Raw genomic sequence first — 24,683 nt, 5'->3', positions numbered from 1 at the left:
CCGGCGATCGCGCTGGAAAATGCCGTTGGCTGCTCTCCTTTTCATCGCAGGCGCAGCCTTTCTCGCCTTTACCGGCATCACGAGCCGCGAACAGAGCGTTGCTCAGTTGAAGAACAAATCTGCGACGCGCGCCATTCCGACCGTCGCCGTTTCGACGCCGGCCGTTCAGCAGAGCATAGGCTTGCTCGACTTGCCGGGCCGCCTGGACGCCTACTATCAGGCAGCACTTTTTGCGCGTGTTAGCGGCTACGTGGCGAGCCGCAACGCCGACATCGGCACACGGGTAAAAACGGGAGATGTGCTCGCGACGATCGATGCACCCGATCTCGATCAGCAATTGTCTCAGTCAGAGTACGATCTGAACAACGCGAAGGCCAACGCAGCGCTCGCCGCGGTCACCAACCAACGCTTTCAGGCGCTTCTGCCAAACAGCTACGTTACCCACCAGCAGGCCGATGAAAAGCTGTCCGACCTCGAGTCGAAGAACGCATTGGTGAAGTCGGCGCAGGCCAACGTGGATCGGCTGAAGGCACTCACTCAATACAAAAGCATCATCGCGCCGTTCGACGGCATCGTGACCGTGCGCAATACCGACGTTGGAAATTTGATCAACGTCGGCAGCTCCACCGGCTCGGAAATGTTCGTGGTCGCCGACGTCCATAAACTGCGGCTTTATGTGAACGTGCCCCAGGTGTACGTGCCGATGATTCCGAACGGCACGGTCGGCGTGCTGACTGTCCCCGAGCGGCCCGGCAAGAAGTACGAAGCGAAGGTCGAAGCCTCTTCCGGCGCCGTCGATGTCGCGTCCGGCACGACGCGCATGCAGCTCGTCGTCGACAACGCCGCTGGTGAGCTGATGCCGGGCGCCTACGCCAGCGTTCATTTGACGGTCGGCGACAAGCACGACGTTTTGGTCATCCCCGCGAGCGCCGTCCTATTCGATAAGGCGGGTTTACGTGTCGCGACGGTTGGCACCGACGATAAGGTGCTCCTCAAGCCGATCACGATTGGCCGCGATATGGGGGCGACGATCGAGGTCGCGTCGGGCCTCGCTCCGGAAGATCGGGTGATCGAAAGCGCTCCTGATGGCATCGTCGATGGCGACCGCGTCAACGTCAAGGAACGGCCGAATTCCTCGACGGCACCGTCATCCTCGAACGGGCCCAATCCACCCAACAAGGGGTGAGGGTTCACGAGACCTCGAATAGTGGGGAACACGCGAGTTGGGCCATGCGTTTCACGGGCATGGAACAACGGAAGGATCATGTCCTCATGAGGGTGAGAATTCTCGCCGGCACCGCTCTGGTGGCCGCGGTCGTCCTGAATTCGCCGCTGCGCGCTGAGCCGTCGGCGAACAATGTCCCTGCAAATGCGCCAGGCGGTGCTCAAAGCATCGAGCCCGGCAAGGTTGGGCCGGGTAGCGAAAAGAATGCCGAGATTTCGCCGACCTCGCCGGAGGTGCCCATCGAGAAACAGCCACCCCCGGATATAAGCTTGCCAGCGGATTCAGGGGGCGGAGCAAGTTCCGGCGAACAAGGCAGCGGCCCCGAAGGGACGGCACCGCCTCATAACCCGTCGGCGCCAGGGTTGCAGTGAACTCATCAACCGCGAGATTCACGGTTTAATCAAATGAAGACGACCTTTGCGTTGCGCCGTTTGCCAAGTCCCGCGGTCGCCGTTGCATCCCTATCGGAAAACGGCGACTAAAAAAGGGGGTAGACAGACGAATGAGAGGCACCGCATGTTGAAGTTTGTAGGCGTCGCAAGCTTTGTATTGGGTCTCGCGACGCTTGTGCCGTCGGCCGATGCCCATTTCCGGCACCGGTGCGATGGATGTCAGCCCTTCCGCCTCGGTTACCACAGGTACGGACCGCCCTACGGCCCGCACTTCGGATTCTACACCTACGCCGGCGACCCATTCGCTAGAGATGATTATTACGACGGCCGCCGCTGCTACTATCTGCACCACCGCAGCTTCTGCCGCGGGCCCCGCCCTCTCGACTGGCTGCGCTTCCGCTAAGCCCCAGGCGATTAAGCCGAGCGATCGAAAAAACGTGCCTGGCCTAGCTCACCAGGCCGGCACGCAGACCCGGCGCGGACGGAAATCGTATCCGTTGTCGAAGTAGCAGAAGGTCGTTGGATACGCGCGAACCCGAACCGGAACAGGCACCGGAACCGGAACAGCATAAACGGGATAGCGCGGCAGCGCGTAATAGCTACCGGCAGGGTAGAACCCGTAAGCCGGATAGAAACCCCAGCCCTCACGACCGCACCAGCGGCTCGGCGCGCGATAACCGTAGGGATCGAAATCACACCGGCGATGGCGTGCTTCAGCCGACGTGGCGACGGCAAAACTCAAAGCCGCGAGCAGCGCGGCGGCATATATTCTGTAGGACAAGGGGGCTCTCCCAGATGCACTCACGACTTGCATTAAGGGAGGAGCTTAGAAGACGCCGTTAATTTGCGGCGACCCGAGCAAAAGTAAGGTCAACAAACTCTTGAGCACCCGCGTCTGAGTGAGCGCGAAAAGCACTCATCTTGCTCCGTTAATTGGGCGTCAACCCTATTTGCGACGCGATCGTTTGAATGTCGCGAAGCGATTTCTGATCGATGCCGATGAGCGTTGGCAGCCGCTTCGCCATCTTCTCTTTCAACTCGCTCGGGCAGCCGGGCGCGAGCTTCGACAATGCCTTGTCGACTTCTTCCTTCGCCTGCTTCTCGACCGTCGGGCGATCGATCGCCGTATCGATGCACTCATAAAGTTTGGCGATCAGCGGAGTCGTCTCGTCGTAGTACTTTTCGAGCTTCTGGGCTTCTGCGTTGAAACCGCAGCGCCGCGCCAAATCGATCTGCTGGAATTGGTCGGCGACTTGCGACCGCATGACGAGCGTCGTGCACGCATAACCGGTCGCTATGCCAACTTGCTGCCTGCAAAGGCCGAGCCGCATGTCCGCTTTCTGTATCTCGTTGAGCGTACAGGCCTCAGCGCGCCCATGGACGGCGACGGAACCCAAGGCAAGAAGAACAGCAATCGATCTGGAATTCACGGCGTTTGGCTCCCCGAAGCAGATGTTGCCGCCAGCGCAGCAACAGATCGTAACAGACAGATTGTGGCGTGCGGAGTTCGCCGCCTACTGATGTGACTTTATGCGCATCTCTGCGATGCCTGCCGAAGAGCCGCCCCACTTTTCGCGCGAAGTGTTACGGCCCGGTCACGTTTAGTCTCCTCGCCAAATGGTAGCCTCAATCCGAGTCTGTCATCGGACCATAACGCGAAGAAAACACGCGCAAAGCAGTATTATATGTTGCCGTCGGGCGACAAAGACTACTCACGTTTCAGGCTGCAAAAATTGCGCGCGAATGGGAGCAGCGCCGTGGGGCTTTTCTATCGGGGAGAAGCCAACATGCAGAAATTCAAAGTCATCGTGTGGTGTGAGAACTGCCGGAACGACGTCGAAGGATGCTTCGGCGGCGGCTCGGAGACGATAGGCAGCGCGTTTGAGACTTGGGACGACGCGCAAAGGGCAGCCGCCGAATATTGCGGGAACATGCCCTACAATTATCGCGTCGAGGAAGAAGACGGATACTAGCGGAGCACCCGCTGGAACCCATGGGCGCTGACGCCACCTTCGTGACACGGTCCGCCGGCAAAGCCTCACGCTCGTGCCTGCATAGCGCTTGCGAGCCGCACGATAAGCGCCTGCACGGAAGCTGCCTCTACAAGAGCATCAGATCCCGCGCACCCGGCGACCACCCGATCCAAAACAAAAAGGCGGCCATCCGGAGATGACCGCCTCTTGTTTGGGTACGCAAAACAATGAACGAACTAATGGATTGAAAACCTTTCCAAATCATGAGCGCCGCTAAAATTCGAGGTCCGAGGAAAAGCTGTTAAAAAACCGTGCGTTCCCTGTGGGAGAGTCCGAAAGAGTACAGCGCCCAGAATCCGATTCTGATTCCGTCACATTCGTTGGCGTGATTCGGAACGGGGGGCGTGCCGGGTCATCGCGATGAGGGAATTCAATGCGCATGTACGGCTATACAACGGAAGAGCTTCACTCGTTTTATGGCGTTCTCGATCGGCTTGTGACGGAGGTTGCCGACCGTGAATTGCAGATCACTGTCTACGATATGATCCACCGGTTGTTCGAAGCAGCCGACACAGGCATTCGCGAGCCAGAACGGCTACGCCAAGCCGTGCTGAGAGGCTGGGTTGCGCCCGAGGCGCTAATGGAGAGTACGAAGCTGCAACACTGGCGCGCCGCCTGAGGTAGCGAGTGGGGCGAATTCGGCCCCGCCGCCAGGGCTTCCGGTCAATCCGGCCGACAGCGAACGATTTACGCCGCGTCGGCCGGCATCCAGTCTCTGCGGTTAGGGACTTCAAACGGGTTGAAGCTGAACCACTCGCGCTTCTCGTCGTGTATTTTTTTGGATTACCGAAAGGTTTGGCGCCGCTAAACACAAAGCCCGCGGCACCCGGCCCGCGCTGCGCGTAAAGTTCGGCCAAGCCGATCTCCGACCGCTGATGGACGCGGCTGCGCGACACCAAATGACAGCTTCGGCGTCAATAATCGTTCACGTCTTCGCGGGCCGTTTTCACATCGCCCTTCGATCGAAAGATCAAACGCAGCCCGATAAAGGCGCCCATCGCGACGACTGCAAAAATTAGGACGTCTCGTTCCAAGTGGAAATTCTGAGATAGAAATTCCGTAAGCGCCACGCTGAACAAGCCAATCGCGAGACTGAGGCAGATAAACACGCCGGTTATCATCTCCAGCGCCAAGATCACGACGCCGAGGATTAGAGCCACTTCGTATGGCTGGAGATCCATCATCATTTCAAAACCAATTTGCTTGCGACAGTAGACAGCGTCTCGAGCAAGTCCGACGGAAGAAGGATCAACTTCGTCGAAGGCTGTGTCCCTAACGTTTTGACAGCCTCAGCCTGGATTTTCTTGATGTCGAAGTTTATCGCCGCTTCCCCGCCATTGTTGATGGCTTCTGCGATGGTCCTGACCGTATAGGCTTGCGCATCTGCCAGAACGCGTTGAGCTTGCGCCTGTTGTTGTGCGGTATAGAGCTCCGCATCAGCATTGAGATTGGCAGCTTGCTTCTTGCCCTCGGCTTCGCGAACGAGAGCCCGACGCGTGCGTTCTGCATTCAATTGCAGCTGCATTGCCGTTCTTGTTTCGGCATCAACTTCAACGTCCAAGATCTCGACCCGCGTAAGAACGATACCCCATTCCTCGGTGACGTGCTGTATCTCAGCCTCGATCGTGTCTGAAAGCACACGACGGTTCGACTGAACATCGTCGAGGTCTGAATTGCCGATCGTGCTTCGAACGATGCCGGTGATGATCGTCTCGATCGCCTGGTCGATATTTTTGATTCGATACCAAGCTCTAGACGCATCCGTCACGCGATAGAGAATGGCGAGTTTGATCTCGATCTGAACGTTATCTTTCGTGATGCTCGGCACCGACTTTACCGGCAACTGACGTTCGAGAATGTTTTCCTTGTGCGCAATGCGGTCGATAAACGGCGTAACGATGTGAACGCCGGCACTCAAGGTTCGGCTATACCGTCCCATGCGTTCGACAAGCCAATTTTCCGTTTGGGGAACGATCTTCAGACTAAGAAAGATGACGAAAAGGCAAACAGCTAAAATCGAAAGAACAACAGTCGTCATCACTTCCCCCCACCGATATTCTCAGCGCAACTTAATCCGATAGCTAAGGGCGTGACAATGAGTGGGACGTCAAGAGTCCGAATATTGGACTGCCGTTGATCTTGATTCCTGAATTGAGCCCCTGGCGAACTTTCGATCCGGGCTTGCTGATCGTCGCGCGCGAACATGACAGCCGGCATCGCGAGATGACGAACGCCTACAGGCTGGGCTTGCTGATCATCAGCCAGACGATGACCAGCACGGACGCGAAGGCCGGGAAACCGAACGCAAACCAGAAACGCCACAGACGGTAGTAGCTGGGCGGCAGGCTCACGGCTCTCTGGGCCGCGTCACGGGCGATGTCGCGCATTCGCATTTGCATCCACACAACCGGCAGCCAGAAGAGGCCCACGACGACGTAGAGCGCGAGACTCAGGGCAACCCACCCGTCGAACAGCGGATAGCCGGCGAGCAGCGCCAGCCAGCCGCCGGTGATCGGTTGCACCACGACGGCCGTCGCGGTGAACAGTCCGTCGGCGATGACAACCACTCCCGCCGTGTGGGCGACTAGGCGTGAATCTCCCGTGCGGTGAGCCATCAGCATGAAGAAGGCGATGCCCGCGCCGGTGCCGAGGAGAACGGTCGCGCCGATGATGTGCAACGTCTTGAGGATCAGATAAAGCGTCATCTCTCGTCCATCACCGCCAGGGCAACAAGCGCGAGCACTGCCGCCGGCAGGCTTTTCACAAGCGGCCCCATGGGATCGGCCCACAGTTCCGGAACCCACACGCTGGCAGCCGAAAGATATCCGGCTGTTACTACGATCATCGCGCGCAACGCCAAAGGCGCAGTAGCGCGTATGGAGACGAGGAAGGCCAGGCTAAGGTCAAGGATACTTCCGCCGATCACAAAAGCATCAGCCAGACCTGCGGGGATTCCGGCGCCGGTGAGCAGCCCGGCTGCGCGGGTATGACTCACGAAGCCTATGATGCCCGAGACCGCCCAGAACGCTCCCAGAGTGGCCAGCATCGTAGGTTTGAGGAAATACAAGTGCGCGAACCATCGCTCTTGCACACCGCTCGGCCAGCCCGAAAGCGTCTCGACTAGACCGCGCGGCGAGAGACCCAGACGCGAGTTCGCCTCATCGCTTTCCCCGGTCACGCCGCCCGCGAGCTGACGCATTGCGGCCGAGCGCATCGGGCTTCGCCACCCTAGCCACGCTAGTCCATCGGCAACCCCCGCCGTCAAAGCGGCGACCCATGGAGGCACGGCGATCACGCGCGCGTCCGGCAAGCCAAGCCATGATCGCAATGCGCGCAGGATGTCGCCAAGGCTTGTCCTTTCCGCAGAAACCAGATCGCACGTGAATCCGGCTGTTGGGACCGTGAGCGCGCGAACCACAGCCAGGGCAACATCGTCCACCGAAACGACTTGAACGACGGCGTCCGGCCTTATGGCCGGAACCGCAAAAGGAAACGCCGCAAGGCCCCGCAGCAGGGCGCTTCCGCCATAGGCTGCCGGCGCAAGCACTAAGCCGGGCCGGAGAATGATCCAGTCGAGGTTCGTGGCCCGGAGCGCTGCTTCGGCCTCATGTTTCGTGTGCTGGAAACGTCCCTCGCCGCGCTCGACGCCGACCGCCGAGATGTGCACAAACCGACGCACACCGCGCCGCTCGCAGGCACGGGCCAATTCAGTCACAGCCCGGACGTGAACCGCTCGAAGATCGTCGCGCGGGCTGTCTTGGAGTGCGCCGGCGCAGTTGACCACCGCGTCGATGCTGTCCAGAAGCGCCGCCCATCGCCCGGCGTTCATGTCGCGCAGGTCTGCGTCCACCCAGCGAGCTTTTGGAAACCGACGCCTCGCGACACTGGTCTCACGACCAAGGCCGACGAGCTCGTGGCCTTCACCGAGGAGGCGAGCAGTTACATAGCCGCCCACCAGTCCGTAGGCCCCGATCACCAAGATGCGCATGGACTACTGCATAGCCTCAGCGGACCTTGATCTGAAAATAAATCCGCTTCTGCATTGCGGAGTATCTGCACGCCTTCAAGGTCGATCCCACCTCGCGATTTGAAATCGTCCTTATCGATTGTCCCCCGAGACCGCTGACCGGCGCAGTCGGCGCCTTTCATTCATGCGTCGAATAGAGGAGTCGCGCGGCGTGAGCCACGATCCATCAATTTGCAGGGCGAGTGTTTGAAAAACAATGGTGCCGCTTGCGTGACTCGAACACGCGACCCCGTCGAGCATCATTAAGGATTACGTCGCGTTCTATCCCAACCTCGTCGAGATCTCAGAGATCTCAGAGATCGCTCTTCCGCGTTCGGAAGCAGATTCCGCAAATTATTCTGATTTCGTGCCGTCACCAAAACGTGAACCGGATTGCTATCTTGGTGGCTGTAATTGGCTTGTAGGAGTCGCGGCCAATCTCAACCGCATCAGCCAAAAGGCCGTTGCGGTTGATACGAGAGCAGCCTCACGGCGGGGTTTCGCTTTTCTTTTCCAACTGGCCAGTCAGTTGCCCAGGCCTTGGCGAATCCCATCCATGATCTGGCCACGAATGCCGTCAAACGATTTGCTGTCGCCTGCCATGCAGTGATCGTAGCCCAACACCGCCATGCGCATCATGGCCGCGCGGTGACCGGCGCCCATCGTGACCGGTCCGCTGATCGCCTTTGAGAGCGCGTCAAACTCATCTTCGCAACCAGCGTAGGCCGGAGCAGCAGATAGCAAGACGAAAGCGATGCCTGTAACGAGCTTTTTGTTGAGCATAAAATACCTCCGTGAGAGATTGTAGGTTCTGCGTGGTTAGCGTCGGCGGCAATGCGCGGCGAAGTCTCCTGCTATCATGAGCGACAGTGCTCTGGGGCTCTCGATGCAATAGCTAAAAGCTATCGTAGGGCTATCGACAATCGCATTTAAACCGCCCCCCGCCTCGCGGATGAAGGGTGGGCGCTAGCACCGTGTGCCTTGAGCGACCGCTGCATCGCCATCCCAAACGCCATGCTGTGAGGCAGAGCGAATTTATCTTTCGCGGTCTTAAGCCGGGGCTACAACGATTGAGCCATTTGTATGCGTTCGGCAAAGCATGGTGGCACCGCTTGGCGCTAAGCGGCGAGCAGGTCCTGCTTCTCAAACCTCGACTGCACAATCCGCATCGCGGTGGAATCATTGCTTCGCGGCAGTGCGAAGGCCCTCGGCCGGGAACCGTGAGAGCTACGTCTCGAAGTCCGCTTCTCCGCTAAGCAGCACCGGCATCATTTGTGATTGATCGAATCCGAGTGAGCGTTCGGGGCCGTCGTCATGAATGAGTAGATATCAAGCTGGACATTGGGGCCATCCTTCTTCACCGGCCCCTCCACCACTGCCAAATTCCGGGAAACGCGAACAATGATTCAGGGCGGAACGCCCGCCGTTGTCCGCGCAATTGCCCGCGAATTTGGATGTCATAACCCGACTTGCGTAGCTGCGCAGCGTCGGTGACTGAGCAGTTGCAGTGCGGACCGTGCTGTTTGGCTCTAAAGCAAGCGCCAACGATCGCTCAAAAGACCGGAACCTAATCGCGCCCTAAACCGCGAAAGAAAAGGGGCTGATCGATCATCATGTAAGGTAAGTGTTTGAAAAACAATGGTGCCGCTTGCGTGACTCGAACACGCGACCCCGTCATTACGAATGACGTGCGAACCCACTTTTCGTGTTCCTCCTACACCGATCAATTCCAAATAACTACCACAGCTTACGGGTAAAATCGCACCGTTCACTTGAGTGTTTGCTGTGGTATCAAACCGCAAATCGTGGTATTAAGGTGGTAGCAAAAGTTGCCGCCGTTTGCGTCTCATCGCACTCCACCATCGGCGCTAAGCGGCTGATTTATCTCAACAAATCGCTCGTCGTGACACACAGCTGGAATTCTGTGAAGACTCGAAGTGCGCGGCAAGTATTTGAAATATAACAACAATTCAACGAATTGACCCCCATGGCGAAGCTCACAAAACAGGCTATTGAGAAAGCCTACCGAAGCAGGGTTGTTGCTACCCTTTGGGATGCGGATTTGAGGGGTTTTGCCTTTCGAATTTCGCCCAAGGGCAAGGCGTCTTGGCTGGTCAAGCGTCGTCTCGGAGAGGGTGGACGCAACGCCAAGCAGATACTTTTCGTCTTCGGGGAATACCCGGTGATGGATCTCGACGCCGCACGAACGGAAGCCCTCAAGCTCATCGCATCAATTGCTGAAGGCGTGAATCCGCAGAACGACAAGCGAAGATTGAAGAACAAACAGCACGAGGCTTACGCCAACGGCAAACTGCGAGACGTGTTTCAGCTATGGTTTGAGAAGCACGCCAAGCCAAACACCAATCCACCCAAAGGCGCATACTGGTACGAGGTCCGCCGACGCTTCAATGTCGAGGTCATCCCAAAGCTTGGTAGCGAAACGCTTGTTGGGGACATCACGCGCAAAGACATCACCGCGCTAATCGACAACAAGGAACGCATCACAAAGTCAGGCGCTAGGCAGGTTTTCAATGCCATGCGTCCTTTCTTCAAGTGGTGTTTATCTCGAGACATCATCCCGATTGACCCGATGGACAGCCTCGCTCCACCTGAACGCTATCAGGACCGGGACCGGGTGCTCACTGATAAAGAGCTTGTCTTGGTTTGGTCAGCCGCATCTGACCTGCCCTATCCATGGGGGCCATACTTCAAGTTGCTACTGCTAACGCTTCAGCGTCGAGACGAAGTTGCCCAGCTTCCGTGGTCCGAGCTTGATCTGTCTCGCAAGCATGAGTGGATTATTCCGGGCTCACGGACAAAGAACGGGCGCGAACACCTCGTTCATCTGTCTGGTTGGGCTGTCAATCTATTCCATTCGATGGCTGACAAGGCAGGCGATACGCTCGTCTTCACAACCAAGAAAATTGAGAGTGTCGAGTTCTCTATATCGGGCTTCTCGAAAGCCAAGGCAGCTATCGATGCCAAAATCAAGAAGCGTAACGGCGGCAATCCTATACCGCCTTGGCGGGTGCACGATCTGCGTAGGACAGGTGCAACCGGCTTAGCAGGTCTCGGCATTGCTCCACACATAACGGAGCGCATTCTCAATCACATCTCTGGTCCAGCGGTTGGCGGACTCACCGGAATCTATCAGCGGTTCGAATTTGTCGACGAAAGACGGGAGGCCCTGAAACTATGGGCTAACCACATAAACGACCTGCTGCTTGAAGATATGCGGAGAGAACGGGAGGCTCGCGATAGCAACGTCGTGCCGATGCGATCAGCTGGCTGACGGTTTCCTCAATTCTGATTCTTCTCGCGATTCTGGGATTCAGCCTGTGTCCGGCTCGTGCTAAAACTACCTCACGCAACAACGCATGAGGGCTGCATGAACGCCGAAGAACAAGCAATCAGAAACGAACGACTAGAGATCAAGAAACAGTTGATCCTGCTTTGCGCTGATCAAGGCCACACTCTGAGTCAGGTGATCTTTTCCGACCAAATACTTTACGTGAATCCGAACAATCAGAACTTCGTATGGGGCGGCACCGGAGATCGCCCGCTTTGGTTCAGGGAGTTGGAAGGACGCGGCGCGGACATGATGGACTGCGCTCGAATGAAAGATCTCAATGAGATTTTCAAGGACGCCGCAAGACTCGATTGGCGGGAGTCACGCTGAAGTTTGTAGGTCTTCTCTGCGGTAGCTGACGCAAGCGTTAAGAGCAGTCAAAAAAAGTCAGTTTTTTTCAGTCTGCTAAGTGCTTGAAGTGACTCAATTAGTTGACTCACCGCAGAGCTAACCTACGGAAATAGTTGCATTTTTTACTTGACATACCCCCCCTACTCTTGATATACTGATTAAGAGAAGGTGCGAGATAGTTGCCTAACTTCGACGGCGCATTTTCAAATCAGTTGACTCAGGCTTGAGCCTCTCGCTCGCCAGTATCCCCACAACTCGATCCATTTCATCCATTGCCGCTTTGCGACTCCGAACCTTATCGGCCGCTGGCGGACTCATATCCCAACCACAATCAGAAAAGGAGAACGAGCCATGGCAAGTGGCTTAAGCCCTGAGCATGTTCGGACGAAGCTCAGACTAATGAATACCTGGATCAAGCTCGCAGGTCCGGACTGGACACAAACGCAGCTTGAGAAACACGAGGGCTTTTTCACGACCTGCGCTGTGCAGGGACTAGAGCCCAACTGGGATAGATTGATCCCAGGCGGAAAACACGCTCAGGAAGGCCCGCTAGAGGCCCCTACAGCCGTAAAACTTTCTTCCGAGGGAAATGACCCCATCCCCCTGGTTTTACGGAAATCCTGCAAAGCTTGTGGTGAGTGCAAACCACTCACTGATTTCTACAACCGGCCTGACTCCAAAGACCGCAGGCACTCAAGCTGCAAAGCTTGCATGACGGCCAAGGCTATCCAAGCCAAGGCTGCCTAACCCCCATCGAGAAGCGCAGTCGGTCCTTTCCTCAGGGTTCTAGCCGTGCCCTGGGGCGCTTCTCCCAACTTCAACTCAACAGCAAAGGAAAACTGAATGGCACGATACAAAGATGCCAACACACTAAAGCGATGTGACTACGCCGACCTGACGGACATCGAGCAGAAGGAGTTCCAAATGTTTGCGGAACTCGAAGCGGATGGTCTGCTCAGGCGGGTCGCCAACACGAGCACAGATTTCAAGCTCGTTATTGCCAGAACTCTTTTCAGCAAAATCTCGTAACGAAACTCGGAGTATTTTTTATGGATAAGACGATCAAGAAAGCTATCGGCAACAATCAAGAAGTTGCCCGAACTATTGCAGACGGCCTCACCTTCACAGTCAACGTTGTGCCTTTGAACAAGGAAGGACCGTTCGTGAGTGCCAGTCAACTTGAGCAGTTGAGAAAGGGGTCTCAGCCAGGATCACTCTCTGCATCATCTTACGGCACGACTGCCCCCAAGAAGACGAAGGCAAAGAAGAGGGGGGCGAAGTCTAATGTCTGAGATTACCTATCATCAGCGAGACGGGAAGTTCATCGTCACTGGTATTGAAGAAGCGGTCCTGAAGAAAGCGAGAGAGCTTATTCAGATCGAGCCGAACACCCCGAAGGGCATGCGCGACGGGCTTTGCTACTACGAGTACCAAGGTCACTTCCTTTGCAGCGACACGAAGCAAGGTCACGGCTTTTGGTACATCCAGACTATCGATGGATCGAAGCTGCCGCCTGAGCTTGAGGGCAACTTCACAAGTCAGACCTTAGCGCAGCAAGTCATCGTCAAGCATGGCGACCCCAAAGCTAAGGAGAACGGTTCTCTCATCATCGAGCGAAAGCGCGCGAAGCGTGAGCAAGAAAAGCTTGCTGGCACTCGTGACCCTCTGCCTCGTGAGATCGAAGAACACAAGATTATCGAGAAGACTTTCCTCGAGTCCGAACTGAAGGCTAGCAAGCCCGAGGTTGAAGAATAACCACCATTAGCGGCGGTGCTTCCGGCTGAGGTCCTTTCTGGAGACATCGCCGTCCAATTATTTTTGGAGAAATTTTCAATGGCAAAAAAGAATTTGCGAACGACCAAGATTGTTGCATCAGATAACCAAGAGCTGATCCTCGTTTCACTCAACAAACAAGAAGACAAGATCGCTTCCCTTTGGAAGTCGGACTACGACGCGCTGATCAATGACATCAAGCTCAGCCCGAATTGGCTCACGCCCCCTGGCAAGGATCACGTCCTTGCGTCTTCGATCACAGGCAGCAAGGTCGGCGTTGCTCGTGTGTTGCTCGATGCTCAGCCGGGAATGAAGGTCCGCTACAAGGACGGCAACCCGCTGAACCTTTGCCGCCCAAACCTTGTGCTGATGGACAATCACAAGAATGGCGGCAAGCGTAGAGACAGAGATTTCATTCGATCATCAATGTCGATTGAGGAACGACCCGATGGAGCGGCCTGATGTCTATCCAGGACGTGATCCTATTCTCCGCTGTCACAGCAGACCTTGGTTATCCAGCGATCTGGTTGTGGTCAAATGCCCAGGGTGCGGAGTTGAGCACACTCATCGATTGGAAAAGGAGGACCTAACAAAAGAGGACATTGGATACATTTCTGGTTTCATCGAAAGCGGCTGCAAGCCCGACAATCACCGACGCGGACGCAAGCCGATAGACGGATATTTTTTGATTTATTGTGGAGTAAGCACCTAACATGCAAACGAAGACATCGAATTTTCTCAACGAAATTTACAATCTCGCGGACCAAGGTTTCTGCGTCATACCCACGAAGTTCAAGAGCAAGCAGCCCGTTGTGCCTTGGGGAAAGTATGATCAGCAGACCAAGCCTCAGCAGCATGAGCTGCGAAGCTGGTTTTCGGACGGCCCGGAAAAGAACGTCAGCATAAAAGTTGGTCCATCCAGCACTGTCGTTGTGCTGGATGTGGACGATTTGCAAGCGTTCGAAGATGCAAAGATCAAGCTTCCACTAACCCCAACAGTCAAGACCAGCCGGGGCAAGCACTTCTATTTTAAGAGCCCGACAGGCTGCAAACTAAGGTCCGTCACCGAACTGCCCTACGGCGAGTTGTTAGGCGACAATCATCTCGTATCGGTTCCGCCGTCTGTGCACGAAAGCGGCACGGCTTACGAATGGATTGTCAGACTCGACGAGGTGAAGATTGCTGAGCTTCCGTCATGGCTCGTTGATCTGGGGACGCGGAAGTATGAGGACGATGGCTCGCTGACCGTCCACCCTGCCAACGATAACGCCGAAACCACTCCATACGGCAGGTCAGCTCTACAGCAAGAAATTGCGAAGCTGTCCAACACGACAGACCATCGGAACAATCAAGCAAATAAATCAACGTTTGCCATTGGTCGGTTGGTGGCAGGAGGTGAGATCAACGCGGAGGAAGCAATCGAAGGATTGCGAAATGCGACCAAGGAGAACGGCCTGTACTTTGACGAAACGAGCGGCGGCTCCAATGGAGTTGAGAAGACGCTTCGATCCGCAATGATCGCGGCAGCCAAAAATCCTCGACAGCGCAAGGAGCCTGAGCCGGAAGCGCCAAAAGGAAAGCTGAAGTATCGAGTGCTTGAGGACATCACACCTGAAAAGGTTGATTGGCTTTGGGAAGGCATCCTTGCAAAGGGGTCATTGTCGATTATTGCTGGCGAACCGGGTGTCGGCAAATCCACTATGGCCCTTGGCATTGCTTCCATCGTCAGCAACGGCGGCAAGTGGCCCGTTACAGGAGACACAGCAGAGCAAGGGAATGTTGTCGTCCTCTCTTCTGAGGACGTCTCTGAATACACCGTCGCTCCGAGGCTGGTCGCCTGTAACGCAAAAAAAGAACGATGCTACGTTGTCGAGGACCAGGACTTCGTTCTCGGTCGAGATACCGATACTCGATTGCGCAAGGCCATCGAGGAAATTGGCGATGTTAAGTTGATCATCGTCGATCCAATCACCGCACACCTTGGCAAGTCCGACAACAACAACGTGACGGACATTCGACACATCACCTCGAAGCTAGCGGCGTTGGCTCAAGAATTCAGACTGTCGGTCGTCATAGTCATGCACTTGAACAAGAGCGACAAGAACTCGCCATTGGATCGATTGCAAGGATCGGGGGCCTGGGCAGCGGCTGCACGGTCTGCATTCCTTGTCTCATCCGACGTGAACGACAAAGAGCGGCTGACCATTACGACGCTTAAGAACAACGTTGCTCCCAGTAGCCGTTCCTATAGCTGTCGCATCGTCGGCGTCACTCTCCCAAACGACATCAAGACATCTCGCGTTGAATGGGAGAACTTCACGTCGAACGTCAGCGCAGAGCAGGTGCTCTATCAGAGGAAGGAAGGCGGTAAGCTTCAGCTCGCCATAGAAAACACCCGTGAGCTTTTTGAGAGCAACTCAGGGACCATGGCGGTTCGTGATTTCGATAAGGCAATGGAGCAGCTATCGATCAGAGGCGGGACGCTTACGCGAGTCAGAAAAGCTCTTGGCCTCGTTAGCGAACAGATCGACGGCGTGTGGCACACCATGCTCCCTGAAAAGGCAACTGCTGGAGGGGTAACCAACCCTTCTAGCCAGCCACTGGTTACCCTTGGTGACCCTGGTTAGGTAAACCGCCAGCCATATGCTAAGTTATTGTAATATATATATTTATTTATAAAAATTCTTTACGTAGAGAATAGGGGGTAACCAGGGCAACCAGAGTCAGGGTCCCAGTTGGTGACCCTTGGTGACCTATCAACTTCATGGCTGGCCACATGGACGGTTCCGGGCGCGTTTCGATGTCCGCCCTTGGGATCGTCCTTATCCTATAGATCGCTCCGGCCCTCCTGGCGGCAGCTCCACCACTTCTTCTATCGATGGGAAGCCATCGTTGCTGCCTGCTTGGCTGCGCATTCCCCTGGCTTCGCGCCGCGCGGTAAGATTTTTTATCTTCGCCATTATGTTTTCGACCTCGTCGCCTTGTATAATTTCTCTAGCTCTACGCGCGCCCTCGGCCGCCTTTATGAGTCGCCGTTCAATTTCGCCAACCCGATCGCTCAAATTTGCAATGACTTGGTCCTTATCATCCGCGCTCTTCGCTAGCTTAATTTCACCACGAGCTGATGTGACCGGATTGCTCACGACGTACGAGCCCGACATGACAGTGGCCGCGCAAGCGCGGATTTTATCCGCAGCGGACTTATGGCTGTGAATGTCGCTAATGTCGTAGAAGATCGTACTCACCCCCATGTTGTCGAAAGGGATTTTCTCTCCCTCGCGGCAAATAGGAATAACCGGCTTCTCCATCATGTGTCGAAGGCCAAGCTCGTAGAAGACGTTTGGATTGTGAGTGGTCAAGTCAGCGACTGCCAGCTCGTAAGTTGTGATGGCATCGATGATGTTTCTGGTAATCATCTGCGAGTGACCGAAAGCATCGGACCGAATAACTTCGAACTCGGGCTCTAATGCTCGCTTGATGATCGACTCCAGAACCATGTCCGCGTTCTTTCTTGTTTCTGTCCTCTCGTCACCAATAGGTGAGATAACAAAACAGCGAAGTTTCGTGGAAGTGGCCATGAAAAATCCTCGGTCAATCAATCTGTCGACGGGTTTCGATAGGCTTGGATCTTGCGGGGCATTGTGAATACGTATTGGAGAAACATCTCGGTGAAGTGCTGGAGCTGAGCGGCGTCTTCCTTTTTGTAAAGGTCCTCTTCGTGCGCGGCTTCGTTGCCTTCAAGTCTAACGATGTGCGACCAGTCTTTAATCTGCTCCGTCAACTTGCCTTTAGAATGAAGCCATTCGATACGCTTGACGAACGTGTCGCCTAGGCGCGCATTCAAATCCTCCGGATTGATTTCACGGATAAGTTTTTTGGTAGCGGTATCGATGGCTTTGCGAAAGCCCATTCCAGCCAGATCGAAATCTCCACTTTCGAGTGAACGAGACCCCTGATTGAAAAACGAAGCGATGTTGTCGGGAGTAAAGTCTGGAGCCATGCCGGCTTCAGGCTGCTCGGGAAACATCGCAATCACACGATAGGGTCCATCGTGTGTGGTCCGCGTCCACGAACGATTCGCATTGACCGCTGTTATATGAGTACCCAATCTTTGAATAACCAACGAAATGGGCATCTGGCAGGAATTGCAAGCGAACCAGAGAACATCAAGGTCGCGTCGATCGTCATTGAATGTGTAGGTATGCCTATAGGAGAATGCTTCGTTGATGACTTTGCAGTGCGGGCAATTCGTTTTTAATGTGGTCGGCTTGGTCATTGCTCTCAGCTCCTGCCATTCGCGGAATTTCTGTTAGCAAGATTCGAGGTGCAATTCCTGAGGCCATTGTGGCCCCGTCCCCCCTCCTATGGGGGTCCGACGTTTCAGCTGCTTTGACCGTCAAGGCTGCGATCTCCACAGACGCATACCTCAGGCTTATCGATCAGCTGCTTGTCGATTAATGCCGCGTTAGCTCAGCCGGTAGCGTGAGCGAGCGTAGCGAGCGAATGCGTAGTGAAGGAGCGAGGAGCCGCTAGGCGACAAGGCTTGCGAAGCAAGCTCGCGAGTGAACGTGGAGCACGGGATCATTCGGATACCGGGCAAGATCGCACCGGCAGAATTGTGGTATCAGGGTGGGATTAAATCGGTGTCCGTGGGATTCTTTAAGAGATGCGACGGAGCTAACCGATTGAATTTAATGGTGCCGCTTGCGTGACTCGAACACGCGACCCCGTCATTACGAATGACGTGCTCTACCGGCTGAGCTAAAGCGGCATCAAATTCGACAAAGCCGGTCGATGCTTGTCGATATCCTGTGCACGAAAATTCATCTCGCACCCTCTAAGCACAGAATGCGCCGTTATCCTTGGTTCCGGCCAATCGGCCCGTACGAACCTCGGAAGTAGGCGCATCGCGCATCGAGTTCGAGCGTCCTAGCGCACCAACTCCAACATCGCAAGCTGCAAACGATGTCGCCGGGGTAGACAGGGCCGCAGAGCCCTAATCGGCTGTTCTGAAAGCGCCTTATTACAGCGCCTTATTACAGCGATGCAGGCAAAAACGCCGCACGGAAGGCAAGGGAAGCAGCCGGTTCCGGCCGGCTGGTCGTCCGGCTTGAACGTGTCCCAAGATAGCGCCTGGATCGCGAACCGGACCACATGGCAACCGTGTCGAGCTTCGCGCGGGACCGTGTCCCCGTCGAACGTCGCGCGAATCGCTCTCGGCAGTTGTTGCCTTTCGTCTACTCGTCCATCCGACAAACACGTGTTTTGAACGCCCCGGACGTTGGCTCAACAACCAATGCACAGAAATGTTGCGCGCCGACCGCAGTTTGAGTTGTAGACGGATCAATCCCGAGGCACCCCTTAGCCCCAGTATTTGGCGTCTTTTATTGGCGTGAGGGATTTCTAGTCATGGTGAAAGTCTTTGGTATTGCAGCAATCGCAGTGATTTTTACCGGGGGAACGGCAGCAGCCCAACCCGGACAATTCGAAGGGTTCTACATCGGCGGCATCGCAAGCGCAGTTTTCGACAGCCCGACTGCCACGCTCTTTGACGACCACGTTGGCGGCGATCCGCCGCTTCATTCCGGCAGCAGAGACCATCCGACGTATGGCGTGAAGGGCGGGTACAATTTCCAGTTCGACCGATACGTCGTTGGTGTCGAGGGCGACTGGCAGTGGGGAACGGGCAAAAACGAAACCTCCATTCTCGACGATGGCGGCCCGGGCGTCGACAGCGCTAGCGCTAGACTTGACAGCCTCGGCACCGTTCGCGGACGCCTGGGCTACGCAATCTTCGACAACATGATGGTTTTCGGCACCGCCGGCGTCGGCTGGGGCAACGCCGACTACACCTTTCGAGATGCCGACGAGATCGCGGGAAGGATCAAATTCCACTCTAACGATATGGGCGCGGTCTATGGCGGCGGCTTCGAATTGCTCTTCGCCTACAACATCGTCCTGACCGCCGAATATCTGCATTACGATTTCAACAAGGACAGGTTCATCGCCGATGTTCCCGCACTCAACGGCGGATCCGACATCGCGACGAGCCTCGGCCCGATCGACACCCTGCGCATTTCAGTCAGTTACAAGTTCGGCGGGTACAGCAACGAGTGGGAACCCGAACCGGTCCCATTGAAGTAATTTGCGCCAATCGAAGCGGGGCAAGCTCCGGATACAAGCCGCAGCTCGCGACGCTCTGCGAGCTCGGCCGAACAGGGCGTCCGATAGGCCGCCCTGTCGAGCTGTCGTTAGTTGACCGTGCGAAAGTTTCGACGCGCCACGGGCTGTTCGAGTTCTGGCTCGATGGGGTCCGTTCCCGGATCGTCCGGCGCCCGAGGCGCGACATAGACCTTCGCCTCAGACTTCACGGCTGGGGCCCGATCCGGAGTTGCCACCCGCCGGGCCGCGTTGATCGCGTCTTCCGCAGCAGGCAGAGGACGAGCGACGCCGTTGAATGACGCTTCTGGAAACTGAGCTGTCGGCTCGCCTCCGGCGCCCTTGGGCTTGACGGTAACGGTGACGGGTTCAGCCTCGACGATGTCGCCGTCAGTCTGAGCCAGCTTGCTTTCCACATCATCCGGATTGTCGGGGCGTCCGGCTTCGGAACGCTCGGCATCGTCCGTCGTCGCAACCGGCGCGATCGCAATAAGCTCATCGATCTTGCTGGCGAGAATTTCGCTTCCCTTGCCGTCCGTCGTCTCGACCGGCACGCGCCATTGGAAGGCATCGAGACGGCCATCGACCGGCGACGTCGGCTCCCAATGATCGGAAATGACGTCGTCGGCCATCCAGGCCGGATCGCGAGCCGCGTTCATTGCCCGCGCCAGCCATTCGCGCACGCGCCCCTTCTCGCCATTCTCGCCGGCTTCGATGCGCGCCATCAGCATCGCCACGCGCTGCGTGAGACGATCGGCAAGAAGCGGTTCGAGGGCCCGGCGGGCTTCGTCGTACAACCGCGCTTCCGTCGCCGTAGTGGCAACGGCAATGGGGCTTTCGATCGAATGCGGATTGAGGGCCGCAAGCTGGCGCACACGGTCGAGACGATCGCGCGTGCTGTCGCCAATGCGGGCGTAGGCGTAGGTCGCCGCAAGATCCGGATGCGGAGATTTCGTCCACGTCTTCTGAAGTACCTTCGCGGCCTTGGCGGTATTGCCGCGCGACGCGAGGATACGTCCGGCAATGACCGCTGCGGGCACGAGGTCCGGCGCGAGCCCGTGCGCTTCGAGCGTCCAGGCGAGCGCCTTGTCCGGCGCATCGTCCTCGATGGCGACAGCCTTTGCCGTTAAGAGAACGGCGCGCTTGCGATCAGCGACAGACTTCGAGATATGGCCGCTCTTCTTGGCGTGTTCCAGCGTCGCCAGTGCGCCGGACCAATCCTTCTGCTTGCACTGCTGCTCGAAGAGCGCCGTCGACGACCATCCGAGTTTGGGATTGGCTTTGAGCGCCCGATCGGCAAATTGCCGGGCAGCTTCCCCTGCGCCCTCACGCTGTGCTTCCAGGAAAAGCCCACGAAGGCCGAGCTGCTCCGTTTCCGGCGACGCGAGCATGGCTTCGTATATGCGGCGCGCCGCGGCGCGATCGCCGGCAAGTTCGGCGGACTGCGCACGCAAGAGATGCGTCAACGGTTCATGCGGCAATGTCTTGCGCGCCTGCAGCGCATAGCGAGATGCGAGGGCACTGTCGCCCGCGCCGATGGCAATCAGACCGCCGGAAAGAGCATCGAGCCCCTTCTTCTGCCGTTGCCGCAGCATGCGATGGCCGATGGCAGCCGGGCTGTTCCAGAGCGCGCGAAAGATGGACCACAGGAACACGAGCGTCGCCACAGCCGCCGCCAGAATGACGACCGCGCGGAAAACCGACGTCTCGATATCGTAGCCCTGCCAGGCGATCTGCAACGTGCCGGGCCGGTCGGCGAGCCAGGCGAGACCGGAGGCGATGAGAGCGATCGTGACCAGATAGACGACGAGGCGTACCATGACGCAAACCCTTCGAATGATTAAGGCGACGGCTTCGCCGTCGGCTGAGAGCCGGTCGCAATAGATGACTTGAGTTGAGCTTCGAGGTTGGCAAGCGCGGTATCCACACTGACGCGCGCGGAAACCTTATCGAGGAACGGCCGCGCCGCATCCTGTGCCTTCGGCGAGAGATCCTTGGCAGCCTCGAGCACATCCGGCAGACGCCCGTCATTCAATGCGACCTGCATACGCCCGACAGCCGCTTCTGTGCTCTTGTCCTCGGGTTTGAGATCGACGCGGCGGACGCGAACGATGGATTTTGCACCGGCCCAAAGACGATCGACGACACCCGCATTCTCAGGCTCCGCGTCGGCATCGATGGCGCGATCGGCAGCAGATCTGAAATCCTTGTTGAGTTCCGCAAGAGATGGAACGCCGGTTTCCTTCAAAGCTTCGAGAGCCGATAGATCGATGGTATTGCCCGCGACTTTCTTGACGTCCGCGAGCTGGCTCGCAAAGCTCTGCCCGCTATCGAGCGCACGCCGCAAATTTTGCAGCTCGAGTGCGAGCACGACGCGCTCGGCGCTTTCCTTCCGGACGGCGTCTCCCTGAACGACGTCCTGCACGCTCTTTTCGAGAGCAGCCGTACGATCGGAGAGAGGCTGAACAGCAGCTGCGATGTCTGCGGGCTTGGCGGCAGCTGTTTTCAATCCCTCGAACGCAGTTTTGAGGCTCTGCGTCTCGTCTTGAGCAACCTTTAGATCGGCAGCGACGTGGTCGTTCGCAGTTTTCACCGCCGCGATTTCAGTTTCGATACGCACGGCGTCCGTCTTCAAACCGGCGACATCTTTATCGATTCGCTGAGTTCCAGCTCGGGCGGCTTCGCTAGCTTCCGTCGCCGCTTGGACGCGTCCCTCGACATCTTTGGCGACGCTGACACGCAACGCCGTAAGCTGTGTCGCAAGACTGGTTTCGAGATCGGAGACTTTACCGGTCAACGCCGCGAGTTGTTCGATGCGGTTTGCATTGGGATCGTTGACGCCCGCATCGGCGAGTGCCTTGAACTTATCCTCGACCTTGCCGATACGCTCGATGAGCTGAGGCGATCCCGCATCCGACGCCGCCGACGCAAGCGCTGCCTTCGTTTCTGCAACGAGGCGGTTCTGGCTTTCCGTGATGGCAGGAATTTTCTTCGTCACCGTCTCGAGATCTGAGAGACGGAATTCGATGCCGCTCAAATCCGGAGCGGGCGCGGCGACACTTTGTTTTTTCTCGACGGCTGCCAAGCGCTCCGAAAGCGCGGCGGTTTCATCGTTTGGCCCGCGCAGCCCAAGCTGCGGAAGCGCCCATTGATAAGCCGAGAGCGCGAGAACGCCGCCCGCAACGCCGGCCGCAAGGTGACTGAAAAACCCGCCACCCTTCCGGCCGGAGATCTCGTCGTCGCTGTCCCGGGCACGGCTGGAAGCCGAAGAAGCCGACGACGTGGCTTCCGCTTTCGCAGTGTCCTTCTTCAGGAACTCTGGCATCGCGTCAGCTTTGGCATCGGCCTTCGATTGAGCGGCACCCGCCTTCGCAGCATCAGATGGCTTTTCCGCATACGTTCGTGCCGCCGCAGGAAAGGGTACACCCGCCGCGGAAGCCTTTGCGCCAGCCGATGAAGCACCAGCCTTCACCGGGGTAATTTCAACCTCGGTCGCCTTGAGGTCGAGCGTCGCATAAGGCCGCTTGCTACCTGATCCTGCATTCGATTTGTCGTCTGCCATTGAAGCTTTAGCCTCCACACGGAACTCGCGTAACGCCACCTGATCCCGGTTCGTAGCCGGGCATTCAAGCAAAAATTTTGTCTGGTTGAGATGGCTCAGTTGCCGGGGCATCTAACCGGCGATACGCGCTTCTTACTCCGCTTTCGAATTTGCCGCGAGACGTTTTACGAGGGCAATCATTTCTTCGAGATTAGGATGTAAAGCCACCAGAACCTTAAAGTTTTTTTCCGGTAGACCCAAGGCCTCGACGACGCGATCCGAAAGACAGAGATGGGTTACGCCGGAAAGTTGTACCGGCGGCGACACCGCACTGACAAGCCTCGCCCAGGTCTTCGCAGTGCGCGGCGACATCAGTGTAACCGCATTGATCTCGCCCTTTTGGAGCGCATCGATGACCAGCGGATTTAACGCTTCGGCCGCAACTGACCGATAGGCGTTCACTGCCTTGACCTTGATGCCGGCTTCCCCCAGCGCGCCCTCGACATCGAATGCAACAACGTCACCTCGAAGATACACTGGGCGTTCACCCAACTCCGCCCGCCGCGAAGCAATAATAGGCACGAGTTCGGAGCCGGTCCCCGGACCTTCGACGACCTTCGTGAAACCTATGCCCCGCGCGACGGCGCCCGTACCGGGACCGACCGCAAAAAACGGCAAGTCGATCAGCGACCCCAAGGCGGGCGTCAACGCATTGCGGCTCGTCGCGATCAGCGAAGTCGCATCGCGGAGCGCGTCAGCCGGTATGTCGTTCGGCACGATGTCGATCAGCGGCGCAAGCGTGACCCGCCAGCCCAGCGCTTCAATGCTCGACTTGAGAGGTTCGGCATCGCCAGCAGGTCGCGTGACGATGACGTGCATCAGGCGCTCGATCGGATGAGAAGTGCGGGATCCGCCTCAGACAGGATTTCATCGGCCGCGGCAAGGCCGAGTTTGAAAGCGTCTTCCGCCGCGCCGGTTCGAGAAACGTCGTACACCTGCTGACCATCGGGAGTGAGAATCTGCCCGCGAAAGACCATGGTCCCACCTGCGATCACGGCGTGACCGGCGATAGGCGTCCGGCAAGAGCCTTCGAGGCGGGCCAGAAATGCCCGCTCGGCGACAACCGCCAAGGCAGTCATTGGATCGTTCAACGCCGCGATCAGCCCGGCGGTCGCCGCGTCCCCTTCGCGAACTTCAAGCCCGATCGCGGCCTGCGCCACCGCAGGCAACATGACTTCCGTTGAAACCGGCGCCGTGATCCGCTCCTCCATGCCTAGTCTCTTCAGACCGGCCACCGCGAGGAACGTCGCCTCTGCCTGCCCTTCCTCGAGCTTGCGAAGCCGCGTCTGCACGTTGCCACGAAATTCGACGACGCGAAGGTCGGGCCGGGCGTTCAGAACCTGTGCCTTCCGTCGCAACGACGACGTTCCGACGATCGCATTGGGAGGAAGTGCGCCGAGATCGGCATGCCTCAACGAAATGAAAGCATCGCGCGGATCTTCGCGCGGCAGCACACCGCCGATGACCAGCCCGTCGGGAAGCGCCGTCTGCATGTCTTTCATCGAATGGACGCCGACATCCACTTCGTTCGAGAGCAGCGCTTCTTCGATTTCTTTGGTAAAGAGCCCCTTGCCGCCAATATCGGCCAACGGCCGATCAAGCACACGGTCGCCCGTCGTCTTGATGACGTGGATCGTGACGGCGCCTTCCGGCAGGCCATGCGCGGCGGTAAGGCGCGCCTGCACTTCGTGTGCCTGGGCCAGGGCTAGAGGCGAGCCTCTGGTCCCGATACGTATGCGGGTCGCTTGCAAAAAGGTTTCTCCGGATGCTAGGCGGGGCGCTCCCACCCGGGTG

The 24,683-nt window shown here is 57.2% G+C and carries 26 protein-coding genes and 1 tRNA gene; 13 read left to right on the top strand and 14 right to left on the bottom strand.

Going from position 1 to position 24,683, the window contains the following annotated elements:
* Window positions 1-19: 19 nt before the first annotated feature.
* The 3 genes from AACL53_RS21340 (at window position 20) to AACL53_RS21330 (ending at window position 2,020) form a co-directional block, all read left to right on the top strand.
* On the top strand, window positions 20-1,186 hold the full coding sequence (locus AACL53_RS21340; protein ID WP_339086670.1) for an efflux RND transporter periplasmic adaptor subunit: 1,167 nt from the start codon (window positions 20-22) through the stop codon (window positions 1,184-1,186).
* An 86-nt stretch (window positions 1,187-1,272) separates the two neighbouring features.
* Window positions 1,273-1,596: a hypothetical protein gene (locus AACL53_RS21335; protein ID WP_339086669.1), complete on the top strand. Its 324-nt coding sequence runs from the start codon at window positions 1,273-1,275 to the stop codon at window positions 1,594-1,596.
* A gap of 145 nt (window positions 1,597-1,741) precedes the next feature.
* Window positions 1,742-2,020: a hypothetical protein gene (locus AACL53_RS21330; protein WP_339086668.1), complete on the top strand. Its 279-nt coding sequence runs from the start codon at window positions 1,742-1,744 to the stop codon at window positions 2,018-2,020.
* A gap of 48 nt (window positions 2,021-2,068) precedes the next feature.
* On the opposite strand, the gene AACL53_RS21325 is transcribed toward AACL53_RS21330, so the two are convergent.
* Both AACL53_RS21325 and AACL53_RS21320 read right to left on the bottom strand, forming a co-directional pair.
* Window positions 2,069-2,398, bottom strand: coding sequence for a hypothetical protein (locus AACL53_RS21325; RefSeq protein WP_339086667.1), 330 nt, complete (start codon window positions 2,396-2,398; stop codon window positions 2,069-2,071).
* Window positions 2,399-2,546: 148 nt separating this feature from the next.
* Entirely contained in the window at window positions 2,547-3,047 is a 501-nt protein-coding gene (locus AACL53_RS21320) for a hypothetical protein (RefSeq protein ID WP_339086666.1), read from the bottom strand.
* Window positions 3,048-3,404: 357 nt separating this feature from the next.
* On the opposite strand from AACL53_RS21320, the gene AACL53_RS21315 reads away from it, so the two are divergent.
* Both AACL53_RS21315 and AACL53_RS21310 read left to right on the top strand, forming a co-directional pair.
* Window positions 3,405-3,590: a hypothetical protein gene (locus AACL53_RS21315; RefSeq protein ID WP_339086665.1), complete on the top strand. Its 186-nt coding sequence runs from the start codon at window positions 3,405-3,407 to the stop codon at window positions 3,588-3,590.
* 439 nt (window positions 3,591-4,029) lie between these two features.
* Complete coding sequence (locus AACL53_RS21310; RefSeq protein ID WP_339086664.1) at window positions 4,030-4,269, top strand: hypothetical protein; 240 nt, start codon at window positions 4,030-4,032, stop codon at window positions 4,267-4,269.
* A 295-nt stretch (window positions 4,270-4,564) separates the two neighbouring features.
* Here AACL53_RS21310 and AACL53_RS21305 read toward each other — a convergent pair whose 3' ends face one another.
* The 5 genes from AACL53_RS21305 to AACL53_RS21285 form a co-directional block, all read right to left on the bottom strand.
* Window positions 4,565-4,837 (bottom strand): hypothetical protein, encoded by a 273-nt coding sequence (locus tag AACL53_RS21305; protein WP_339086663.1) that lies wholly within the window; start codon window positions 4,835-4,837, stop codon window positions 4,565-4,567.
* Complete coding sequence (locus AACL53_RS21300; protein WP_339086662.1) at window positions 4,834-5,688, bottom strand: SPFH domain-containing protein; 855 nt, start codon at window positions 5,686-5,688, stop codon at window positions 4,834-4,836. Before AACL53_RS21300 ends, AACL53_RS21305 begins: the two co-directional genes overlap by 4 nt.
* Before the next feature lie 196 nt (window positions 5,689-5,884).
* The gene (locus AACL53_RS21295) at window positions 5,885-6,355 is read right to left on the bottom strand and encodes a DUF2269 domain-containing protein (protein ID WP_339086660.1); all 471 of its coding nucleotides are present in this window, start codon (window positions 6,353-6,355) and stop codon (window positions 5,885-5,887) included.
* Window positions 6,352-7,638 (bottom strand): SDR family oxidoreductase, encoded by a 1,287-nt coding sequence (locus AACL53_RS21290; protein ID WP_339086658.1) that lies wholly within the window; start codon window positions 7,636-7,638, stop codon window positions 6,352-6,354. Before AACL53_RS21290 ends, AACL53_RS21295 begins: the two co-directional genes overlap by 4 nt.
* 543 nt (window positions 7,639-8,181) lie before the next feature.
* Window positions 8,182-8,439 (bottom strand): hypothetical protein, encoded by a 258-nt coding sequence (locus AACL53_RS21285; RefSeq protein ID WP_339086657.1) that lies wholly within the window; start codon window positions 8,437-8,439, stop codon window positions 8,182-8,184.
* A gap of 1,204 nt (window positions 8,440-9,643) precedes the next feature.
* On the opposite strand from AACL53_RS21285, the gene AACL53_RS21280 reads away from it, so the two are divergent.
* From AACL53_RS21280 to AACL53_RS21250, 7 genes are all read left to right on the top strand, one after another.
* Window positions 9,644-10,948, top strand: coding sequence for a site-specific integrase (locus AACL53_RS21280; RefSeq protein ID WP_339086656.1), 1,305 nt, complete (start codon window positions 9,644-9,646; stop codon window positions 10,946-10,948).
* Window positions 10,949-11,044: 96 nt separating this feature from the next.
* Window positions 11,045-11,335, top strand: coding sequence for a hypothetical protein (locus tag AACL53_RS21275; RefSeq protein ID WP_339086655.1), 291 nt, complete (start codon window positions 11,045-11,047; stop codon window positions 11,333-11,335).
* An 864-nt stretch (window positions 11,336-12,199) separates the two neighbouring features.
* The gene (locus tag AACL53_RS21270) at window positions 12,200-12,385 is read left to right on the top strand and encodes a hypothetical protein (protein ID WP_339086654.1); all 186 of its coding nucleotides are present in this window, start codon (window positions 12,200-12,202) and stop codon (window positions 12,383-12,385) included.
* Window positions 12,386-12,405: 20 nt separating this feature from the next.
* Window positions 12,406-12,648, top strand: coding sequence for a hypothetical protein (locus AACL53_RS21265; RefSeq protein WP_339086653.1), 243 nt, complete (start codon window positions 12,406-12,408; stop codon window positions 12,646-12,648).
* Window positions 12,641-13,111, top strand: coding sequence for a hypothetical protein (locus AACL53_RS21260; RefSeq protein WP_339086651.1), 471 nt, complete (start codon window positions 12,641-12,643; stop codon window positions 13,109-13,111). The genes AACL53_RS21265 and AACL53_RS21260 overlap by 8 nt, the downstream gene beginning before the upstream one ends.
* 78 nt (window positions 13,112-13,189) lie before the next feature.
* Entirely contained in the window at window positions 13,190-13,591 is a 402-nt protein-coding gene (locus AACL53_RS21255) for a hypothetical protein (protein ID WP_339086650.1), read from the top strand.
* Between the two features lie 251 nt (window positions 13,592-13,842).
* Window positions 13,843-15,756 (top strand): AAA family ATPase, encoded by a 1,914-nt coding sequence (locus AACL53_RS21250; RefSeq protein WP_339086649.1) that lies wholly within the window; start codon window positions 13,843-13,845, stop codon window positions 15,754-15,756.
* Between the two features lie 195 nt (window positions 15,757-15,951).
* On the opposite strand, the gene AACL53_RS21245 is transcribed toward AACL53_RS21250, so the two are convergent.
* The 3 genes from AACL53_RS21245 to AACL53_RS21235 form a co-directional block, all read right to left on the bottom strand.
* The gene (locus tag AACL53_RS21245) at window positions 15,952-16,707 is read right to left on the bottom strand and encodes a hypothetical protein (protein ID WP_339086648.1); all 756 of its coding nucleotides are present in this window, start codon (window positions 16,705-16,707) and stop codon (window positions 15,952-15,954) included.
* Between the two features lie 17 nt (window positions 16,708-16,724).
* Window positions 16,725-17,405, bottom strand: coding sequence for a DUF4145 domain-containing protein (locus AACL53_RS21240; protein ID WP_339086647.1), 681 nt, complete (start codon window positions 17,403-17,405; stop codon window positions 16,725-16,727).
* A gap of 419 nt (window positions 17,406-17,824) precedes the next feature.
* Window positions 17,825-17,900, bottom strand: a tRNA-Thr gene (locus AACL53_RS21235).
* Window positions 17,901-18,538: 638 nt separating this feature from the next.
* Between AACL53_RS21235 and AACL53_RS21230 the strand changes: the two genes are divergently transcribed.
* On the top strand, window positions 18,539-19,273 hold the full coding sequence (locus AACL53_RS21230; protein WP_339086646.1) for an outer membrane protein: 735 nt from the start codon (window positions 18,539-18,541) through the stop codon (window positions 19,271-19,273).
* Window positions 19,274-19,380: 107 nt separating this feature from the next.
* Here AACL53_RS21230 and AACL53_RS21225 read toward each other — a convergent pair whose 3' ends face one another.
* The 4 genes from AACL53_RS21225 to hemC form a co-directional block, all read right to left on the bottom strand.
* On the bottom strand, window positions 19,381-21,108 hold the full coding sequence (locus tag AACL53_RS21225) for a heme biosynthesis HemY N-terminal domain-containing protein (protein WP_339086645.1): 1,728 nt from the start codon (window positions 21,106-21,108) through the stop codon (window positions 19,381-19,383).
* 20 nt (window positions 21,109-21,128) lie between these two features.
* A complete protein-coding gene (locus AACL53_RS21220) occupies window positions 21,129-22,850 on the bottom strand; it encodes a COG4223 family protein (RefSeq protein ID WP_339086644.1) in 1,722 nt (573 codons plus the stop codon).
* A 132-nt stretch (window positions 22,851-22,982) separates the two neighbouring features.
* Window positions 22,983-23,708, bottom strand: coding sequence for a uroporphyrinogen-III synthase (locus tag AACL53_RS21215; RefSeq protein WP_339086643.1), 726 nt, complete (start codon window positions 23,706-23,708; stop codon window positions 22,983-22,985).
* Window positions 23,708-24,640 (bottom strand): hydroxymethylbilane synthase, encoded by a 933-nt coding sequence (gene hemC, locus AACL53_RS21210; RefSeq protein WP_339086641.1) that lies wholly within the window; start codon window positions 24,638-24,640, stop codon window positions 23,708-23,710. The genes AACL53_RS21215 and hemC overlap by 1 nt, the downstream gene beginning before the upstream one ends.
* Window positions 24,641-24,683 lie beyond the last annotated feature (43 nt).

It is taken from the genome of Hyphomicrobium sp. ghe19 (assembly GCF_902712875.1).
In the GTDB taxonomy this organism is placed as follows: Bacteria; Pseudomonadota; Alphaproteobacteria; order Rhizobiales; family Hyphomicrobiaceae; genus Hyphomicrobium_B.
This window is presented reverse-complemented; position numbering and strand designations above follow the sequence as displayed.

What these genes read in the sequence shown, in the direction of transcription:
- AACL53_RS21340 (WP_339086670.1), top strand. Translation starts at nt 20, where the DNA reads ATGCCGTTGGCTGCTCTCCTTTTCATCGCAGGCGCAGCCTTTCTCGCC.
- AACL53_RS21335 (WP_339086669.1), top strand. Translation starts at nt 1,273, where the DNA reads ATGAGGGTGAGAATTCTCGCCGGCACCGCTCTGGTGGCCGCGGTCGTC.
- AACL53_RS21330 (WP_339086668.1), top strand. Translation starts at nt 1,742, where the DNA reads ATGTTGAAGTTTGTAGGCGTCGCAAGCTTTGTATTGGGTCTCGCGACG.
- AACL53_RS21315 (WP_339086665.1), top strand. Translation starts at nt 3,405, where the DNA reads ATGCAGAAATTCAAAGTCATCGTGTGGTGTGAGAACTGCCGGAACGAC.
- AACL53_RS21310 (WP_339086664.1), top strand. Translation starts at nt 4,030, where the DNA reads ATGTACGGCTATACAACGGAAGAGCTTCACTCGTTTTATGGCGTTCTC.
- AACL53_RS21305 (WP_339086663.1), bottom strand. Translation starts at nt 4,837, where the DNA reads ATGATGATGGATCTCCAGCCATACGAAGTGGCTCTAATCCTCGGCGTC.
- AACL53_RS21300 (WP_339086662.1), bottom strand. Translation starts at nt 5,688, where the DNA reads ATGACGACTGTTGTTCTTTCGATTTTAGCTGTTTGCCTTTTCGTCATC.
- AACL53_RS21295 (WP_339086660.1), bottom strand. Translation starts at nt 6,355, where the DNA reads ATGACGCTTTATCTGATCCTCAAGACGTTGCACATCATCGGCGCGACC.
- AACL53_RS21290 (WP_339086658.1), bottom strand. Translation starts at nt 7,638, where the DNA reads ATGCGCATCTTGGTGATCGGGGCCTACGGACTGGTGGGCGGCTATGTA.
- AACL53_RS21285 (WP_339086657.1), bottom strand. Translation starts at nt 8,439, where the DNA reads ATGCTCAACAAAAAGCTCGTTACAGGCATCGCTTTCGTCTTGCTATCT.
- AACL53_RS21280 (WP_339086656.1), top strand. Translation starts at nt 9,644, where the DNA reads ATGGCGAAGCTCACAAAACAGGCTATTGAGAAAGCCTACCGAAGCAGG.
- AACL53_RS21275 (WP_339086655.1), top strand. Translation starts at nt 11,045, where the DNA reads ATGAACGCCGAAGAACAAGCAATCAGAAACGAACGACTAGAGATCAAG.
- AACL53_RS21270 (WP_339086654.1), top strand. Translation starts at nt 12,200, where the DNA reads ATGGCACGATACAAAGATGCCAACACACTAAAGCGATGTGACTACGCC.
- AACL53_RS21265 (WP_339086653.1), top strand. Translation starts at nt 12,406, where the DNA reads ATGGATAAGACGATCAAGAAAGCTATCGGCAACAATCAAGAAGTTGCC.
- AACL53_RS21260 (WP_339086651.1), top strand. Translation starts at nt 12,641, where the DNA reads ATGTCTGAGATTACCTATCATCAGCGAGACGGGAAGTTCATCGTCACT.
- AACL53_RS21255 (WP_339086650.1), top strand. Translation starts at nt 13,190, where the DNA reads ATGGCAAAAAAGAATTTGCGAACGACCAAGATTGTTGCATCAGATAAC.
- AACL53_RS21250 (WP_339086649.1), top strand. Translation starts at nt 13,843, where the DNA reads ATGCAAACGAAGACATCGAATTTTCTCAACGAAATTTACAATCTCGCG.
- AACL53_RS21245 (WP_339086648.1), bottom strand. Translation starts at nt 16,707, where the DNA reads ATGGCCACTTCCACGAAACTTCGCTGTTTTGTTATCTCACCTATTGGT.
- AACL53_RS21240 (WP_339086647.1), bottom strand. Translation starts at nt 17,405, where the DNA reads ATGACCAAGCCGACCACATTAAAAACGAATTGCCCGCACTGCAAAGTC.
- AACL53_RS21230 (WP_339086646.1), top strand. Translation starts at nt 18,539, where the DNA reads ATGGTGAAAGTCTTTGGTATTGCAGCAATCGCAGTGATTTTTACCGGG.
- AACL53_RS21225 (WP_339086645.1), bottom strand. Translation starts at nt 21,108, where the DNA reads ATGGTACGCCTCGTCGTCTATCTGGTCACGATCGCTCTCATCGCCTCC.
- AACL53_RS21220 (WP_339086644.1), bottom strand. Translation starts at nt 22,850, where the DNA reads ATGGCAGACGACAAATCGAATGCAGGATCAGGTAGCAAGCGGCCTTAT.
- AACL53_RS21215 (WP_339086643.1), bottom strand. Translation starts at nt 23,708, where the DNA reads ATGCACGTCATCGTCACGCGACCTGCTGGCGATGCCGAACCTCTCAAG.